This is a genomic window from Streptomyces sp. NPDC047042, assembly GCF_040644035.1.
GTDB lineage: Bacteria > Actinomycetota > Actinomycetes > Streptomycetales > Streptomycetaceae > Streptomyces.
Window position 1 is genome coordinate 1 of sequence record NZ_JBEYVP010000056.1, and the last position, 17,042, is coordinate 17,042.

Here is a 17,042-nt window from a genome sequence, read left to right on the forward strand (position 1 = left end):
GACCCCGCGATCCAGGCAGCCGTCCTCGAAGGCATCAGCGCCGGCATCCCGCTGGGCCGCATGGGCATGCCCGAGGAAGTCGCCGAAGCCGTCGTTTACCTGGCCTCCGACATCTCCGCCTTCGCCGTCGGCCAGGACCTTATCCTGGACGGAGGCTCGACCGTCCTCTGACAGCGAGGACGCGGCCGGATGACGGGCGAGGGACATGGGCATGTCGGTGGAGGAGCAAGCGGTAACCGGTGGCGACACCTGCGCAACGGGGTATCACGCGCAGATCAAAGAGGAGAACCGCGCGCGCATCATCCGCGCGGCCCGCGACCTCTTCCTGGTCCGGGGCTACGACAAGACCTCCCTCGCCCAGATCGCCAAGCAGGCCCGCGTCTCCACCGGCACCCTTTTCAAGCGCTACCCCACCAAGGCCGCACTGTTCGCGGCCGTCACCTCCGAGCAATGGCAGCTGGACGTGGAGTACGCCGCACCACCCCGGCCCGGTGACCCCCGATACGGCCTGGACCACATCGGCCGCGACTACGCCTGCCTCGTCGCACGCCCCGGCACGGCGGCGCTGTGCCGCCTCATCATCACCGAACTCCCCCAGATGCCGGAACTCGCCGACATCGTAGGCACCGGCTTCGCCATCGACCGCGGACCCTTCTTCGACCGCCTCCGCGACTACCTGGAAGCCGAAGCACAAGCCGGCACCCTCGACTTCCGCACGGCCGACGGGCAACCGATGTCGGCGTCCGCCGTGGCCGAACAGTTCCTCGGCATGATCTGCGCCCAGCTCCTGTGGCCCCAACTCGTACGCACCGACTTCATCCCACCCAACCCCACCGACACCGCCATCGTCGACGAAGCCGTCACCCTCATGCTCACCCGCTACAGCACCGGAACCTGAACCCCACACCACCAGGCCACACGGCCAGAACCCCGAAACGTTCCCTTACCGGGACACGTGCAGGCAGGGGTGACCCGACCAGCAACGAAGACGGGCGAGCGCGACCAGTCCTTCCAGCAGCCGACAGCTGAGCGGGGACCGTGGTCTGCTCACGTACGCTCCCGGCGTTGCGCCCGGCGGCGTGGGCATCGACCAGTGATCGACGAATCGTCCACCACGTGCGCCCCGGGGGGCGACGTCTCCCCCGCTGTAACGGTGTCGGCCTTCTGCGGCGTCGACCATCGCGGCCATACCGGCTGCTCAGCGCCACCCGCAAACAGCGCGTGACCTGAAAAAGATCATCATCCGCGAGTGTCTCAAAGCAGACGCAGCGTTGCAGACCAGGGCCCCTCTGGTCCTGTCGCGCTGGGCTTCAGTCTTGCAATCCCACCGATCGCCGCTGCACGGACGTTCCGAGTACCAAGGCCGCGGCAGGCCAAGGGCTCCGCGCAGCAATTCGAGTATTCAAAGTGGCCGACCAGGGCGCTTTGTCCGACATAGGAAGACGCACATGATCGTAGGTGTATTGAGGGAATCGCCCGTCGGCGAAACCCGGGTCGCGGCCACGCCGGCCACGGTGGCGCAGCTGTTGAAGCTCGGCTACGAGGTCGTCGTCGAGTCCGGCGCGGGTGTGGCAGCCGGCTTCTCCGACCAGGCGTACGCGGAGGCGGGAGCCAGGATCGGCGACGCGTCCGCGGGCGACATCGTCCTCGTCGTGAACACGCCCGCCACCGAGCAACTGGACCGGCTGCGGCCCCACTCCACCCTCGTCGGCATCCTCGGCCCGAGACTGAACCCCGACCTGGCCGATGACATGGCCCAGCGGTCGATCACCGCCCTGGCCATGGACGCCGTACCGCGGATCTCGCGGGCGCAGTCGCTGGACGTGCTGTCGTCGATGGCCAACATCGCCGGCTACCGCGCGGTGATCGAGGCCGCGCACGGGTTCGGCCGGTTCTTCACGGGCCAGGTGACCGCGGCCGGCAAGGTGCCGCCGGCGAAGGTGCTGGTGGTCGGCGCCGGTGTGGCCGGCCTGGCCGCGATCGGCGCGGCGGGGTCGCTGGGGGCGATCGTGCGGGCCACCGACCCGCGTCCGGAGGTGGCCGACCAGGTGAGGTCGCTCGGTGGGGAGTACGTGTCCATCGAGTCCCCGGAGGTCGAGGTCAGCGCGACCGGATACGCCAAGGAGATGGGGGACGACTACAAGGCCCGTGAGGCGGAGTTGTACGCCCGGCAGAGCCGGGACGTCGACATCATCATCACCACCGCGCTGATCCCGGGCCGCCCGGCACCGCGGATCATCACCGCGGACATGGTCGCCTCGATGAGGCCCGGCTCGGTCATCGTGGACATGGCCGCGCAGAACGGCGGCAACGTCGAGGGCACGGTGCCGGGAGAGAAGGTCGTCACCGAGAACGGTGTGACGATCATCGGCTACACCGACCTGGCCGGCCGACTGCCGGCGCAGGCCTCCCAGCTCTACGGCACCAACCTGGTCAACCTGATGAAGCTGATGACGCCGAACAAGGACGGCCGGCTGCTCCTCGACTGGGAGGACGTCGTCCAGCGCTCGATCACCGTCGCCCGCAACGGCGAGTCCACCTGGCCCCCGCCACCGGTCGAGGTGTCGGCCGCCCCGGCGGCAACGCCGGCGGCAGCCGCCGCACCCGCCGAGACTCCCGCCAAGCAGCCGATGTCGACGGGCAGGCGGCTGGGCGTCGCGGGCGCCACGGCCACAGCGCTGTTCGCACTGGTGGCGGTCTCCCCCGCTGCCCTTCAGGCGCACCTGACCGTCTTCGCGCTCGCGATCGTGATCGGCTACTACGTCATCGGCCATGTGCACCACGCGCTGCACACACCGCTCATGTCGGTGACCAACGCGATCTCCGGGATCATCGTGGTCGGCGCCCTGCTGCAGATCGGCCAGGAGAACGCCGCCGTCACCGCCCTGTCAGCCGGGGCCATCCTGCTGGCCTCCATCAACATCTTCGGTGGCTTCGCGGTGACGCGCCGCATGCTCGCCATGTTCTCCAGGAGCTGAGCCCGTGATCACCGTACAGACCGCCGCCCAGGCGGCGTACCTCGTCGCAGCCCTGCTGTTCATCCTCGCTCTCGCCGGCCTGAGCAAGCACGAGACCGCCAAGAGGGGCAACACCTACGGCATCACCGGCATGGCCGTCGCGCTCGTCGCGACCATCGCCCTGGCGATCGACCACGACGTCGAACCGGTCGGCCTCGCACTGCTGGTCGGCGCCACCGCGATCGGTGCGGCGATCGGCCTGTGGCGCGCCCGGGCCGTAGAGATGACCGGCATGCCCGAGCTGATCGCCCTGCTGCACAGCTTCGTCGGACTCGCGGCGGTGCTGGTCGGCTGGAACGGCTACCTGCACGTCGAACGCCACCTCCACGCAGCCGCCGCCGACGAGTTGCGCGCCGCCGATCTGCTGGGCATCCACTCCGCCGAGGTGTTCATCGGCGTCTTCATCGGCGCGGTGACCTTCACCGGCTCCGTCGTGGCGTTCCTGAAGCTGTCGGCACGCATCAAGGCGAAGCCGCTCATGCTGCCGGGCAGGAACATCCTCAACCTCGGCACCCTGGTCGCGTTCGCGGCGCTCACCGCGTGGTTCGTGGTCGACCCGCAGCTGTGGCTGCTCGTCGTGGTGACCGTGCTGGCCCTGCTGCTGGGCTGGCACCTGGTCGCCTCCATCGGCGGCGGCGACATGCCCGTGGTGGTCTCGATGCTCAACAGCTACTCGGGCTGGGCCGCCGCCGCGTCGGGCTTCCTGCTGGAGAACGACCTGCTGATCATCACCGGCGCCCTGGTCGGCTCCTCGGGTGCCTACCTGTCCTACATCATGTGCAAGGCGATGAACCGTTCGTTCCTCTCCGTCCTGGCCGGCGGATTCGGCGTCGAGGCGGGCCCCGACGACGACAAGGACTATGGAGAGCACCGCGAGATCACCGCCGAAGGCGTCGCCGACCTGCTCGCCGCAGCGGACTCCGTCGTCATCACGCCCGGCTACGGCATGGCCGTAGCCCAGGCACAGCACGGCGTCGCCGACTTGACCCGCAGGCTGCGCGAGCGGGGCGTGGACGTCCGCTTCGGCATCCACCCGGTCGCGGGCCGGCTCCCGGGCCATATGAACGTGCTGCTGGCCGAGGCGAAGGTGCCGTACGACATCGTGATGGAGATGGACGAGATCAACGACGACTTCGCGAAGACCTCCGTCGTCCTGGTCATCGGCGCCAACGACACCGTCAACCCGGCCGCCGCCGAGGACCCGGCGTCCCCGATCGCCGGCATGCCTGTGCTCACCGTATGGGACGCCGACAACGTGGTCGTCTTCAAGCGATCCATGGCATCGGGATACGCCGGTGTCCAGAACCCGCTCTTCTACCGCGAGAACAGCACCATGCTCTTCGGCGACGCCAAGGACCGAGTGGAGGACATCCTCCAGGCATTGTGAACCGGGTGCGTGCACGGTCGTGTCCACCGCGATGCATGTCGGGCTCGCGTTCGCACACGGCCGTCGGGCCACTCCGATGCTGCCCGTTCCCCGACCACCTGCGCTAGTCGCTCTGGTTTTCAGGACGGCCGATGATCCACCGGACCACATCGGCGACCGCAGGTGGTGGGGGAGGCACAAGGGGTTGGCCCTCAACACCCCATGCATACAAGGGAAATATCCAGATCCCGGCCTTCTGTAACGCGCTTAGTACCCGCCGGTCTGTTCGAAGATGCGCCGCGGGTTCCCCACGCCCATCTCGTTGATGTGTTCTTCCGTGACCCCTGCTTGCCGCAGCATGGGCAGCACGTCGTCAAGGATGTGGGAAAGGTGCCAGTTCGGGTTCCCCTCGAGCACGGGGTGGTCGCCAGGCAACATCTCCCAGCAGCAACTGGCGTCGTGGGAGAGCACCATCTTCTCTGCGTAGCCCTCCTTGCAGAGCTGCGCAATGGTGTCAACGCGCTCCTGGGTGGTGGCGAAGCGCTCCTCTCCCACGCCGTCCAGGCCGAATCGGTCCATGCCGATGTACGAGCCCCGATCCATGAGCCGCTTCAGGTAGTCAAGGTCGGTCGAGTCGCCCGAGTGGCCGATGACGGTCCGTGACAGGTCCACGCCCTCCTCGAGGAAGATGCGCTGCTGCTCGTCGCCCATGTAGGCGTGCGCGTCCGTATGCGTGGAGATCGGAATCCCCGTCTGGCGGTGCGCCCTACTTCCTGCTCGCAGCGCCATCTCGATGGGCGGAGTCACGCCTTCGGTGTGCGTGGCCACCTTGATGATGCCCGCCTTCACCGAGGTACCGGCGATTCCCTCACGGATGTCCGTGAGGAAGCAGTCGAGAAGCACGTCGACGCTCCGAGTCGCAAAGAAAGCGGGCGGCTGCCACCACATCCCGGTCGCGGCAATCACCTGCATCCCGCTCTCGCGGGTGGCGTCCTCGATGAAGCGGATGTCACGGCCGGTGTCCACGGTCGTCAGGTCGACGATGGTGTTCACGCCCTGTTCCTTGAGGTCGCGCAGCTTCTGGACGGCCTCGTCCAGTTCCTTCCGCCGGTCGAACAGGTGTGGGTAGTTGACAACGACGTTGTGGTCACGCATGAGGATGTGCTCGTGCATCAGCACGAAGCCGAGCTCGCCGGTTTCGATGGGGCCGGCTACTGACTGAATGGATGTCATGTTGCGTCTCCTTTGACGCTGAGGGTGTTGAACGGGCTCCCCTGGGTCCGGGGGGCGTTTCAGTTCGCCGTTTCGCTCTGCGAGCGACGACGACGTCTCTGTGCTGGACGCACCCTGCTCCGTCCGAGACGGACAAGCAGCTTGAGCTTCGAGGCACGCATCGGAGACGACCGCATACCAGAGCGAGATTGGATCGAAGCTTCCGAACTGTTAACGATGCAATAGGACTTCGCGCGTTGTGTCCAATGCAAAGGGAAGCGAATACGATGCACTCCATGCATCTAATGTCTGAGGACCGGCGAGCACGCTCATGATCGATCTGGTGCGGCTCAATCACGCTGTCGTCGTGGCCAGGGAGGGTACCTACGGCGCCGCCGCTGCCGTCATCCCTCTGTCTCAGTCGGCCCTCACGCGGAGCGTGCAGACACTGGAACGGGAGTACGGCATCCAGATTTTCGAGCGAGGAAGGTTCGGTGCCCGGCTCACCGAGCAAGGAGCCGAATTCATCCGGATGGCGGAGGACGTCCTGCAGCGCAGCAGGGTGGACGCCGAAGCGCTCAAACTGCTGGGGCAAGGGGGTGACCGCCACGTCCGCTTTTGCATGGGGTCGATCGCGGCTGCCCTTCTCCTGCCGCGACTCCTACCCGAGTTGGAGGTTCTCGGGGCCCGCTACCAGATCGCTGTCGAGTCGAACAGCACCATGCGGAGTCTGCTGCGAAGCGGGCAGATCGACTTCTTCATCGGCGGCATCCCCCGAGGGTCGGACGGGTTTGCGTCCGCGCATCAGTTCGCCGCATCGAAAATTCCTGGTGGCAAACTCGGTCTGCTGGTCCGCGAGGGTCATCCTCTGCTCCAGGGCCGCGATGGCCGGCCTCTCTCATCGTTCCCGGTCGCGGCAGGCACCTTCATCCGCGACCTCGACGCGGAGCATCTCTTCGAGGGGGAAGCGTTCCACGGCCCGGTCATCGAGATGGACAACTACGACTTGCTTGCCAAGCTCGCTCAGGTGTCCGATTTCGTCCTGATCGGAAGCACTGTGCTCCCTGCGGTTCGACCCGATCTCGGGCTGATCATGGTTCCCGGTTCCGAGCTTCAGGACGTCCCGCTCGACTGGGGCCTCGTGCGAGCGGCCGGGCGCCGCTTGTCCGACAGTGCGACGCGTATCACCCAGAGCCTCTTCGCTCTGATGTCCGAAGTCATGTCAGCGGAGAGCGAGCCGGAACACACTCATTGAGGACGCAGCGCCCCCTCCGGCAGACCCGCAGTCACCAGTGACCAGTGACCAGTGACCAGTGACCACATGATCTCGATCTGCTTCCTCGCTGCGGCGACGAAGTCCTGCGACAGGGCACGCCCGAGCTACGCACTGGACGACTCGGTGAACGTCGGTGTGACGACCACGTTGATCGCCTGCTCTTCCGGGATCTTCCCTTCGAGCACCTCGAGTGCGCGGGGGAACTCGTCGAACCCGAAGACATGGGTCCTGAGCTCTCCGAGCGGCAGGGTTCGGGAGATCACCAGGTCGGCGGCCATCTGCATCGCCTGGTGACTGGAACCCAGTACCCCGATCATCCGGATGCCCTTGACGGTGATGAGGTCGATCGGGAACCGGCCGAGGGTGTGTCCCTTGATACCTGCCGACGCGAATGTGCCACCGGTGCGGAGGATGTCGATGCCGTCGAGCACGGGCTGCTCGGCGCCGGGCGTGGTGTCGATGACGACGTCGAACCCCTGACCGCCGGTGAGCGCGCGCGCCTCGGACACAAAGTCGCTCGTCTGGACGTCGAAGACCGCATCGGCTCCGAGCCGGAGGGCCATGTCCAGCTTGTGACGATCGCTGGTGAGGCCGGTGGACACGACCAGACCGGCTCCCGCGGCCTTGGCGGCGGCGACGGAGGCGAGCCCACGTTGGCCCGAACCCAGGATGGCGACGCGGCTTCCCAGTCGCACACCAGCATCCAGAACGGCCCATTGGATGCCGTTGGAAAGCGGGTTCCACAGGGCCGCGTCGAGCGGGTCGATCTCCTGCGGGAACGGGTAGAGGATCGTCCGAGGATGGATGTAGACGTGGGTCGAGTATCCGCCCCACAGGCTGGGGCCCACCCACGTCGGAATGAATCCGTAGCAGCTGGGACGGAAGTCCATGCCGGTGCAGAACTGCGGATCGCCGCGTCGGCACCCGGGACAGGACCCGCATGCGAGCCACGGGTTCACCGCGACCCGGTCCCCGACCTTCAGACCGGCGCGATCGGCGCTCGGCGGGCCGAGTTCCTCGATGACCCCGACGATTTCATGCCCGTTGATCCGGGGGTATTGCTCCTTGTACGAGGGGTCCATGCCCCCGCCGTGGCCGGCGAACGCGTCGAGATCACTTGCGCAGATGCCGTTGGCCTCGACGCGCAGCAGTGCCGCCCCTGCCTCGAGCTTGGGCAGCGGGATCTCCTGGAACTCCACGGCTCGGGGGCCGGTCTGAACCAGTGCGGTGGCAGAAGTAGCCATGTCAGTCCCTCCTGGTGTTCGCGTCGGACTTCTTGCCGGGTCTCACGCCCAACTCGGCGCGGAGTTGTTCGGCGTAGTCGTGCTCGTCTCGCCTGTAGGCGACGAAGCCGGCAGACAGCGGGAGAGACCCCTCGCCACCGACCCGCGTCGTGCTGCCGGGTACGACCGTGCGCGACTGAATGCGCCAACGGCCCTCGCGACGGGTGAAGCGGTCGACGTACCGATTGCTCGAAAGGATCTCGTAGGGGGCTTCGTCGTCCGAATCTCCGGCCATGATGCTCGAACTGGGGGTGACGCTCTGCCAGATGAGCAGGTACGACTCGACGAAGGCCTCGTCCTCGGATGCGAACTCGACGTAGGCGTTGGTCAGGTGGTGGCTGGAGAAGTCGATGGTGCGGTGTCGGTTCCGCGCCCACTCGATGAATCCGGCCGGAGAGCCCTTGAACACGCCGTGATCGTCGTCGGCGTCGGGGTGGAACACCTCGTTGAGGGCCTCGAGGTCCATCCGGTCGACGGCTCGGCAGAACTGGTGCAGTCGGTGCGTGATCTCGGCGCGATCCGCGGCTCGTGCGAGAGAGAAGTCGTTCTCGTCGGACATGGGTGATGCTCCTTTCAGAGGACCGCGACCGGGTTGAGCGGGCTGGATGTGGACCCGATGAACCGCCAGGGGAGTGCGGTGAACAGGAAGTCCCACTGGCGTGCGCGCGTGGTCGCGGCGGCGAGGGCAGTGAGATGCATGTTGTCGATCAGCCACAGCCCCATGCCGACCAGGCTCACCGCATGGATGGGTCGTGCGAAGTCGAAGTCGGCGAGCCGGGGTGGCTGCACATCGTGGGTGCCGTCCGTCCCCATGACAGAGATCTCGCGCTCGTGCAGGAACGGCAGGCATGACACGTCGAGGCCGGCCTGCACCCCGTCGAGCACACCCTTCTCCTCGGTGGAGTAGAGCGGGCCGTCCTTCAGGATCGCCGCGGCGTTGCCGGTGTGGATCAGGAGCGCGTCCCCGGAGCGCACCCGCACACCCTGCTTCTTCTCGGCAGCCAGGAGATCTTCGGGGGTGATGGCGTAGCCACGTTCGACGAACTCGACGTCGAAGAGCCCGGCGATGTCGAGCAGGACGCCTCGGGTGATGATCCCATCGCTCGCGTGGCGGACGTCGAGGTGCTTGGAGCCGGTCTCGTCCGTCGATTCCGCGATGGAGAATCCGTTGTAGGTCTTCCCGTCCCAGTTGTAGTGGCCAAGTCCGTCCAGGTGCGTGTTTCCGCCGTGTGGACTGATCGAGATCGATTCGGCGATCGCGTCCCAACGCGCCTTGCGCCCGAGGAAGTGCTCCACCTCACCGATCTTCGAGTCGCGATGCACCGCGGAGACACCGGCGTGAAGCGGGTCGGGATTCTCGGGGTCCAGGTCCCCGGCAAGGGACACCGCCTCGCCGCGGCGCACAGATGCGGCGGCTGCGAGTCGTACGGCGGGAGTGATGAGGTTGAGCGTTCCGAGACGGTCGTCGTCCCCCCAGCGTCCCCAGTTGGAGAGCGACTGGAAGTACCTCTCGATCTGCTCGGCGCCAGCTCGTTCGTCGGGGTCGGTCATTGCTTGTTCGTCCTTCGTTCACTTTGCGATCGGGTGATCGCCCTTCCTGATACGGGACCGCGCAAAGCAACCGCCCGTGCAGACGTCAGTTGGTTGTTGCGCGCCCTCCCCCCACTACGGGGTGGCCTCGCCCAAGGGCTCCAGTGGCCCGTCTAGCCCTTCTGCCAACGCGCCAGCACCTGATCGGCCGCCGTACGAAGCATGGTCAGGTCGCTGGCGAGGCTCCCGAAGTCTGCAAGGCCGTCGAAGCCGTAGCCGAGGGGGGCACCTGCCCGCACGCCGTGCCGGTGGGCCGCGGTTACCACCTGTTCCCACATGGCGATGAGTGCGTCCGCGTCCTCCAGCATGTCGATTCCCATGTCCTGCGACAGGTCGGCGAGCCCGAAGAAGATGTAGTCCACGCCGTCGACGGCACAGATCGCGTCGATGTTGTCGACGCCGGCCCGCGTCTCGATCAGGGGCATCAGGATGGCGTTGCTGTTCATGTCGCCGGCGTAATCGGCCCATCCATCGCTCGTGAAACCCGCGGGCGCCACGACCGGGCACATGCCACGGCCGCCCGGCTGGTAACGAGTCGCCGCGACGGCTCTGGCCGCGTCCTCCGCGGATGCGACCTTGGGAACCATGATGCCCTGCGCGCCGGCGTCGAGCGCCTGCTGGATCAAGGGAGGACTGTTGTGCAGCACCCGCACGATGGGGACGAGACCGGTCGCTTCCGCGGCGAGCAGGTGACCGCGCATGGCGAGCTCATCCATCACCCCGTGCTCCCGATCGATGAGCACCCAGTCATAACCGGCGCGGCCGTAGACGATCGTCGTGTTCGGGTCCGTCGACATCACGAAGGAGCCGGCCGGCTTCCTCCCGACGCTGATGATCTCGTCGAACGTTGCCCTTGCTCGCTTGGCCATCCGGTGACTCCATCGTCATTTCGCACTTCACTTGCATGATTCAGCCCGAGCCGCGAGGTGAAGCCCTGGGGGACGTCCATGTCCAGAGAGATCGAGTCGAAGCTTTCGAGCTGTCAACAATGCAAACTGACGCTGAACGTTGTGTCCAATGCAAAAAGACGCAGTTGCCATGTGCGAGATGCATCAAACGTCCGCAGGGCAGTGACCGCGCCCGCAATAGGACTGGTGCGTCTGGATCGCCGTTCTGGTTGCATCAGGGCCTCCCCCGGCACGCCGGACAAGGCCCCCTCCGGACCGCTGCGCCCACAGTTGCGCCGCCTGTCCGAGGGCGGGGGATGCGCCGCCTTGGCCTGCAAGCCCGCTTGCGTCTCATGCAGACGGACTGTCAGGCACACAGCCTCAGGATGACGGTGGGAGCGCCGCAGTCTCGGCTACCGGCGTGAACGAGGTACGGATGCGGTCTGCCGCGGATCACGGCCGCCACCTGTCTCCGTCTTCCGCTCCGGGAGCCCTCCTCCACCTATCCCTGATCGACCACGACGGGCTCCAAGAGCCTCTTCGGCCGGAGCAGAGCCCGGCTGACCGGGGCCGCGGGGTCGGGGTCCAGTCCTGGACCCGGGATCATGGGGACGTCCTCGGCCGGTACGACGGTCGCGCGCTTGGGGCATTCGCCATAGGAGCCGAGTTCGGTGCCGCACTCGGCGCGCTGGAAGACGCGCAGCGCGCTCGCGCCGGCGTGCGGCCCCAGAGGTCGAGGGTGCGCAGGGTGGGCCACAGGGCGATGCCGCGGTCGGTGAGGACGTACTCGTCGCGCGGCGGGGGACTACCTCGGCATCCCGCGCGCGGTCCTGGCCGCCCGCCTCCAGATGCTCACCCAGGCGGGGATCCTCGAAAGGCCCCGCTACCAGGAGAGATGCACGACGAATGGATCACCTTCTTCCGCCGCTACCTCCCCGAAGGCAGCATGGATGACCTCTACCCCGAACTCCCCGAACGCCCCGCCGACAGGGACGGGAACTGCCATGCCGCACATCACCGCTTTTGCCAGAAGCCAGTGGTTCCTGGCAAGAGCAGTCAACGAGGTCTCGTCAACGTCGATCACTTTCACAGCCGCTTGAAGGCAGCCGCGCGGAATCTGGCACGATCCAGCCCTGGGCGCCCTGGGGCCACCGCGCCACACCGAGCGTCACCGTCGTGCAGGATTCCAACCCGACTCTCCCGGGCGACATCCGTTCGCTTCGCCGGGGAGACCCCGGACAACACTGTCGATCCGTCCGAGGCTTCCCGACACACCGCTGGCCAGCTTCCGGCCAATTCCCCGCACCGAGAGCGCACCCGATATATCCCGTCTATCCGCTGCACGGATTAGACAGGGCGGACAATAAGCGGGCCGAATTCGACCCGAACAGTGCTCTGAACTGCGGAGATTCAGAACGGCAGACGAGTCAGGCTGTACGCCGGATTTTGTCACCCGGTCGCCTCGCGGCGGCCGGGGAGACGGCCATCCATCTAGGGTCGGCGTTGCCACCGACCTCGTGCGGTCTACCCGCGGACTCGGGCGGGCAGCCCTCGAACGTCCGCGCAGAAACACCTGGGTGCTTCCTTTTGACCTTGCTCCGGGTGGGGTTTACCTAGCTGCCCAGGTCGCCCTGGGCACTGGTGGTCTCTTACACCACCGTTTCACCCTTACCGAGGATCGAGATCCCCGGCGGTTTGTTTTCTGTGGCACTGTCCCGCGGGTCACCCCGGGTGGCCGTTAGCCACCACCCTGCCCTGTGGAGTCCGGACGTTCCTCGGGGAAGCCCCTGAGGGTTCCACGCGGCCGTCCGCCCGGCTCGTCTGCCGTGTCGACCATGGTAGCCGACGAGGCGCGGCTCCCGGTTTCTTCGATCAACGACTGGCGACCCGATCCGACTTCTCCTTGAGGTGTATCCCAGCCCCAAGCTCCTCCGTGGAGTAGTCGAGCCAGAGCTCTCCAGTCACCCTGCCCCTCGCGCCCAGCCGGCGTCCTTCGCGTACGGCCCACTCGCGAACGCCTGCCTCGTCGAGCAGCCCATCCGGGCCGAGCAAGTCTTCGCGCTCGGCTTGGTCGAGCCGGTAGGAAGCCGTCACTCGGTCCGGGACCCGGCCGCTGCCACCGATGGCGATCCCCCGTTGGTCAGCCCAGGCTCGGACGGCACGGGTCTCGGTCCCAGAGACAGCTGGTCGCCGACGCCGCCTGGCCTGCGTGGCCAGACATCCGCAGCTACGGGTGTTTCCGTAGGTCACCTGGGACTGGACAGCGGGGAAGATCGCTGGATTTCGGCATGCGCACTGGTAGTCGCGGATGATCTCATCCGGGTTTTCCGGGTTCCGGTAGGGCTCGGAGACGGGTGACAGCAGGCTGTCCGGGTGCGGGGCCGTTGGTGAGAGGCGGCGCGGTGTCGGCGAGCCCGCCTTCTTTGGCTTTCGGCGCGGAGGACGCAGTTCGCCCCATACCGCAGTGATGTAGGCATCGGCAGCGGCCTGGTGCCGGGCCGTGCCGCCGTTGAGGTACGCCTCAAGGCCCGCCGCAGCCTCGGGGAAGCGCGCCGAGAGGGCCGAGGCCACCGCACTGGTCTGCTCATAGGCAGTGGCCCGCTCAGGCACCGCCACGACCAGAGCGTGACGGGCCACCATCTCCGGTAGATCACCGATCCTCACGTGAATGAGCAGCTCCAGGAGCCCTGCTTCAACCAGAACCCGGCTCTTGTCGTTCTCGTACTGGCGGCGGTCCCTGTGTCTGGCCGAGTGGTGGAACGCGCCGTCGTACTCGAGCCCTACGCGGACACCGTGAGGCAGATGGAAGACCGCGTCGACCTCGACGTCCTTGTAGAGCCTGTGGGCCGGCTTGTACTCGGGTGGAACGGCGAGCTGGTGCGAGGCGAAGTCGGGCACGCCGTCCGGCAACCGTGGATCCCGGCTCCCCGGCGGTACGAGGTCGATGAGTCCCGCGAGTTCAGCAACCAGCCGGACCTGCTCCTTCGATATCCCAGAGGTCGAGCACTGCCCGCAGCCCGTGCCCTGAACACGATTGAGGACGGTAGCCTCCCAGCCGTGGCCGTGACGGCACCGCCAAGGCAGGGTTGCATACATGCCCTTACTGTCGGCTTCAGCAGCCTGCATCCGAGGGATGTTGTGCTGACTCGTAGGCAGCCCACGCGGGTCAAGGTCCGGAGCATCCAACTCGTCCGCGATTTCCGGAAACCAGGTGAACAGCGAGTTCGTATCGTCGATCACGTACCCGGCACACACCAGGCAGCCGTCTCCCTGAAGGGCCCGCTCTTTGACAACCGCTTCGAAACGGTGTTCAACCGGCCGCCATGCTCCGGTACTTGGGTCGACCGCCCATGTCCGGCAGGTCCACGGCACGCTCTCGTGCGCAGCGTGGGTGATGTCGCTCGCCGGTCTCTGTCCTCGGTATTGGGCGGCCAGGTTCGGAAGGTCCGTGAGCCGGATCAAACGGCGGCACTCGGGGCACCCCGCGCCTTTCTGGATACGGTCCTTGGGCCAGGCCAGCCACGGTTCATGGCCGAGGCCAAGGGGGCATTGCCACAGGTGTGGGCTGACCTCACCGCGTCTTTGAGCTGTCGCCAAGACGTTCTCGGGTAGGGCGAGGTTGTCAGGGTGCCACTGCGCTGCGACCTCCGGGATGTCCGCGACGGTGGTTTCTCCCCGGCCACCGGTACGGCTGTCCCACCGGTCCTTGACCGTGACCTTGTGTCGAGTCCAGTAGGCGGTGACTTCGGCCTGTCGGGCCTGGGCCGCTGCGAGTTCCTTCTTGATCAGCTCACGGCGGGCCCCGTTGAAGTCGTTCCAGACGGAGCGCATCTGACGAAGCATCCGTAACCGGTCCTCGCGTCCGCCGCTCCCGGTGTCGAGCGGCACTGGCTGAGGTGGCCAGGCTGCGAGCGCTGCCGCGTCACTCCGGGATGCGCCTGAGCCTTGAGATGGGATCACGGCGTGAGGATACGAGTGAGGTCTGACAGGGCGGGCCGTTGTCCCAATCATCCAGCTTTGACCGAGCGGGACTCTCCGGACAATATTTTTGTATCGCCCGAGGAGTCCTGCTGTCGGGCGCAACGCTGCTGGTCACGGCGTTTTCGGTGAATGGTGTTTCAGACGGCGTACGTCACGCTGCACGCGCACCATGAAATTCGACCCGGATTCGACCCGGCCGCCGATTTTCTCCACACCGCAGCCCTCTGACCTGGGCAAATACCGGGTGGGAACGGTACTCGGATGTTACGCCGGGTTCTGTCACCCGGGCTCCTCGCGGGGCCCGGGGAGACGGCCATCCATCTAGGGCCGGCGTTGCCGCCGGCCTCGTGCGGTCTACCCGCGGACTCGGGCGGGCAGCCCTCGAACGTCCGCGCAGGAGCCCTTTCCTATCCTTGGAAAGCACTCCCTTTTGACCTTGCTCCGGGTGGGGTTTACCTAGCTGCCCAGGTCGCCCTGGGCACTGGTGGTCTCTTACACCACCGTTTCACCCTTACCGGGGACCGAAATCCCCGGCGGTTTGTTTTCTGTGGCACTGTCCCGCGGGTCACCCCGGGTGGCCGTTAGCCATCACCCTGCCCTGTGGAGCCCGGACGTTCCTCGGGGAGCGCCCCCGAAGGGGTGTCCACGCGGCCGTCCGCCCGGCTCGTCTGCCGTGTCGACCATGCTACCGGGCGTCCGCCCCGACGCGGTCCAGTGGCCGTCGCCAGGACGGAGCCCGCCAGGATCAGGGCGAACGCGGCGAGGATGCCGGCCGTCAGCGGTTCGTCCAGGAACAGGGCGCCCGCCGCCACCGCGACCGCCGGATTGACGTACGTGAACACCGTGGCCCGGGTCGGGCCGACCTCCTTGATCAGCTCCAGGAACGCCACGAAGGCGAGGGCCGTGCAGATCACGCCCAGGACGGCCAGCGCAGCCAGAACCTCGGGAGACGGAAGCTCCGCCGGGCGGGTCAGCACCGCCGCCGGGGCGTAGACCAGAGCCGCCAGAGCCAGGCACGGTGCTGTGAGGTGGAGCGACGGGACGGTTTGCAAGTGGCGCGCCACTATCAGGGGGGCCGTGGCGTAGCCGATCACCGTCAGCAGGACCTCCGCGAGGGAGCGGGCGTCGCCGCCGGTCAGGTGCGGGACGGTCAGGACCGCGACGCCCGCCAGGCCCAGGGTCAGGCCCGTGAGACGGTGGGCGCCCAGCCTCTCCGTACTGCCGAAGAAGCGGGCCAGTGCGACGCCGACGATCGGGACGCCCGCGATCAGGAGGCCCGCCGTGGAGCTGGAGAGGTGGCGTTCCGCGTCCGTCAGGGTCCACCAGGGGCCGATGATCTCGATGACCGCGAAGGCCAGCATCGGACGCCAGTGGGTGCGGATGGTGTGGGGGAGGCTTCCCTGGCGGATCGCGAAGGGGAGGAGGAGGGCGGCGCCCAGCAGGCAGCGGGTGAACACCACCGTCGATGGAGAGAGGTCGGCCTCCACGGCCACTTTGATCAGCAGGTACGGGATGCCCCAGACCACTCCCATCAGGGAGAACAACAACCAGCCGCGTGCAGTCATGCGGGCAGTCTGGGGTGCCTCAGTGGTCCCCGTCTTGAACGCTGTTGCGGTACGCCGCCGGGGTGACCCCCAGGACGCGTCGGAACCAGCGGGTCAGGTGCGCCTGGTCGGCGAAGCCGACGAGGGGGGCCACCTCGGCGGGGCGCAGTCCGGTCTCCAGCAGGGCCCTGGCCCGGGTCACACGGTGCTGGGCCAGCCAGGCGTACGGGGGGATGCCGACCGTCGTCCGGAACGCGCGCAGGAGTTGGTAGCGGGACAGGCCCAGGTCGGTGGCGAGGTCGGCGAGGGAGGGCGGGGTGGTGAGTTCGTCGGCCAGGCGGGTGCGTACGGCGTGGGCTATGTGGTGCGCGCCGGGGATCCTGTCGTCCAGCGGGCGGGCGGTGGAGTGGCGGCGGGCCAGGGCGGTGAGCAGCCAGGGGAGGCGGGACTCGGCCTCCAGGGGGTCCGGGCAGCTGCTCAGGTCGGTGTGCGCGGCGCGGAAGGCGGCTGCCAGTTCGGGGTCGTGGACGAGGGGCTCGCGGAAGTGGGGGAAGCCGGTGGTGGTGCCGTCCGTGAGGAGGGAGGTGTCGGCGTACAGCGCTCGGTAGGCGTAGCCGTTCGTGGTGTCCGGGCCGCCGGTGTGCATCTCCCCGGGTTCCAGTACGACCACGGAACCGGGCCCGGGGCGCAGACGGCCACCTCGGTAGTCGATGACCTCCGAGCCGCCGACGTACAGCCCGACGGTGAACTCGTCGTGGGCGTGCGGGGCGTAGACGTGCCGGTCGAAGGAGGCGGTGAGCAGGTCCAGGGCGGGGCCCGTGTGGCCGAGCCTCGCTCTGGTCCAGCGTGCCTGTTCCCGTCTGCCCCCGACTGCGCTCACGGTTCC

The 17,042-nt window shown here is 67.3% G+C and carries 13 protein-coding genes, 2 other RNA genes and 3 pseudogenes; 6 read left to right on the plus strand and 12 right to left on the minus strand.

The genetic code is table 11. The features are described from left to right. Nucleotides 1–9: 9 nt before the first annotated feature. The 4 genes from ABZ855_RS42950 (at nt 10) to pntB (ending at nt 4,404) form a co-directional block, all read left to right on the plus strand. Nucleotides 10–171 (plus strand): SDR family oxidoreductase, encoded by a 162-nt coding sequence (locus ABZ855_RS42950; protein WP_360817780.1) that lies wholly within the window; start codon nt 10–12, stop codon nt 169–171. 40 nt (nt 172–211) lie between these two features. Continuing rightward, a complete protein-coding gene (locus tag ABZ855_RS42955; protein ID WP_360817642.1) occupies nt 212–898 on the plus strand; it encodes a TetR/AcrR family transcriptional regulator in 687 nt (228 codons plus the stop codon). A 550-nt stretch (nt 899–1,448) separates the two neighbouring features. Continuing rightward, on the plus strand, nt 1,449–2,978 hold the full coding sequence (locus tag ABZ855_RS42960; RefSeq protein ID WP_360817645.1) for a Re/Si-specific NAD(P)(+) transhydrogenase subunit alpha: 1,530 nt from the start codon (nt 1,449–1,451) through the stop codon (nt 2,976–2,978). Between the two features lie 7 nt (nt 2,979–2,985). Beyond that, on the plus strand, nt 2,986–4,404 hold the full coding sequence (gene pntB, locus ABZ855_RS42965; RefSeq protein WP_360817783.1) for a Re/Si-specific NAD(P)(+) transhydrogenase subunit beta: 1,419 nt from the start codon (nt 2,986–2,988) through the stop codon (nt 4,402–4,404). A 246-nt stretch (nt 4,405–4,650) separates the two neighbouring features. On the opposite strand, the gene ABZ855_RS42970 is transcribed toward pntB, so the two are convergent. Further along, nucleotides 4,651–5,616: a phosphotriesterase-related protein gene (locus tag ABZ855_RS42970; RefSeq protein WP_360817648.1), complete on the minus strand. Its 966-nt coding sequence runs from the start codon at nt 5,614–5,616 to the stop codon at nt 4,651–4,653. Nucleotides 5,617–5,926: 310 nt separating this feature from the next. Between ABZ855_RS42970 and ABZ855_RS42975 the strand changes: the two genes are divergently transcribed. Next, a complete protein-coding gene (locus tag ABZ855_RS42975) occupies nt 5,927–6,850 on the plus strand; it encodes a LysR family transcriptional regulator (protein WP_360817652.1) in 924 nt (307 codons plus the stop codon). A gap of 125 nt (nt 6,851–6,975) precedes the next feature. Here the strand turns inward: ABZ855_RS42975 and ABZ855_RS42980 are convergent, their stop codons facing one another. The 5 genes and pseudogenes from ABZ855_RS42980 to ABZ855_RS43000 all read right to left on the minus strand — a co-directional run. After that, complete coding sequence (locus tag ABZ855_RS42980; protein ID WP_360817655.1) at nt 6,976–8,115, minus strand: zinc-binding dehydrogenase; 1,140 nt, start codon at nt 8,113–8,115, stop codon at nt 6,976–6,978. A 1-nt stretch (nt 8,116) separates the two neighbouring features. Beyond that, nucleotides 8,117–8,713, minus strand: a complete 597-nt coding sequence (locus tag ABZ855_RS42985; protein ID WP_360817658.1) for a nuclear transport factor 2 family protein — start codon at nt 8,711–8,713, stop codon at nt 8,117–8,119. 14 nt (nt 8,714–8,727) lie between these two features. Then, nucleotides 8,728–9,705 (minus strand): cyclase family protein, encoded by a 978-nt coding sequence (locus tag ABZ855_RS42990; RefSeq protein WP_360817661.1) that lies wholly within the window; start codon nt 9,703–9,705, stop codon nt 8,728–8,730. 152 nt (nt 9,706–9,857) lie between these two features. Beyond that, a complete protein-coding gene (locus ABZ855_RS42995; RefSeq protein WP_360817664.1) occupies nt 9,858–10,613 on the minus strand; it encodes an aldolase/citrate lyase family protein in 756 nt (251 codons plus the stop codon). 520 nt (nt 10,614–11,133) lie between these two features. Then, nucleotides 11,134–11,432, minus strand: a pseudogene (locus ABZ855_RS43000) (transcriptional regulator); the annotation flags it as partial. Nucleotides 11,433–11,440: 8 nt separating this feature from the next. Between ABZ855_RS43000 and ABZ855_RS43005 the strand changes: the two are divergent. Further along, nucleotides 11,441–11,524 (plus strand): annotated as a pseudogene (locus ABZ855_RS43005) (transcriptional regulator); the annotation flags it as partial. Here ABZ855_RS43005 and ABZ855_RS43010 read toward each other — a convergent pair. The 6 genes and pseudogenes from ABZ855_RS43010 to ABZ855_RS43035 all read right to left on the minus strand — a co-directional run bounded on the left by ABZ855_RS43010 (nt 11,515) and on the right by ABZ855_RS43035 (nt 17,036). Further along, nucleotides 11,515–11,715: a hypothetical protein gene (locus ABZ855_RS43010; RefSeq protein ID WP_360817668.1), complete on the minus strand. Its 201-nt coding sequence runs from the start codon at nt 11,713–11,715 to the stop codon at nt 11,515–11,517. The pseudogene ABZ855_RS43005 and the gene ABZ855_RS43010 overlap by 10 nt on opposite strands. 335 nt (nt 11,716–12,050) lie before the next feature. Beyond that, nucleotides 12,051–12,451, minus strand: an RNA gene (gene rnpB / locus ABZ855_RS43015) — RNase P RNA component class A. A gap of 52 nt (nt 12,452–12,503) precedes the next feature. Beyond that, the gene (locus ABZ855_RS43020) at nt 12,504–14,462 is read right to left on the minus strand and encodes a zinc-ribbon domain-containing protein (protein WP_360817670.1); all 1,959 of its coding nucleotides are present in this window, start codon (nt 14,460–14,462) and stop codon (nt 12,504–12,506) included. Between the two features lie 399 nt (nt 14,463–14,861). Next, nucleotides 14,862–15,278, minus strand: an RNA gene (rnpB, locus tag ABZ855_RS43025) — RNase P RNA component class A. A 68-nt stretch (nt 15,279–15,346) separates the two neighbouring features. Next, nucleotides 15,347–16,177: pseudogene (locus ABZ855_RS43030) on the minus strand (EamA family transporter); the annotation flags it as partial. A 19-nt stretch (nt 16,178–16,196) separates the two neighbouring features. Further along, nucleotides 16,197–17,036, minus strand: a complete 840-nt coding sequence (locus ABZ855_RS43035) for an AraC family transcriptional regulator (RefSeq protein WP_360817673.1) — start codon at nt 17,034–17,036, stop codon at nt 16,197–16,199. Between the last annotated feature and the right edge of the window lie 6 nt (nt 17,037–17,042).

Excerpts from the sequence above, each read along its gene's own strand:
- ABZ855_RS42990 (WP_360817661.1), bottom strand. The coding sequence starts at position 9,705 with ATGACCGACCCCGACGAACGAGCTGGCGCCGAGCAGATCGAGAGGTAC.
- ABZ855_RS42995 (WP_360817664.1), bottom strand. The coding sequence starts at position 10,613 with ATGGCCAAGCGAGCAAGGGCAACGTTCGACGAGATCATCAGCGTCGGG.
- ABZ855_RS42960 (WP_360817645.1), top strand. The coding sequence starts at position 1,449 with ATGATCGTAGGTGTATTGAGGGAATCGCCCGTCGGCGAAACCCGGGTC.
- ABZ855_RS43020 (WP_360817670.1), bottom strand. The coding sequence starts at position 14,462 with ATGCGCTCCGTCTGGAACGACTTCAACGGGGCCCGCCGTGAGCTGATC.
- ABZ855_RS42970 (WP_360817648.1), bottom strand. The coding sequence starts at position 5,616 with ATGACATCCATTCAGTCAGTAGCCGGCCCCATCGAAACCGGCGAGCTC.
- ABZ855_RS42980 (WP_360817655.1), bottom strand. The coding sequence starts at position 8,115 with ATGGCTACTTCTGCCACCGCACTGGTTCAGACCGGCCCCCGAGCCGTG.
- ABZ855_RS42955 (WP_360817642.1), top strand. The coding sequence starts at position 212 with ATGTCGGTGGAGGAGCAAGCGGTAACCGGTGGCGACACCTGCGCAACG.
- ABZ855_RS42975 (WP_360817652.1), top strand. The coding sequence starts at position 5,927 with ATGATCGATCTGGTGCGGCTCAATCACGCTGTCGTCGTGGCCAGGGAG.
- ABZ855_RS42985 (WP_360817658.1), bottom strand. The coding sequence starts at position 8,713 with ATGTCCGACGAGAACGACTTCTCTCTCGCACGAGCCGCGGATCGCGCC.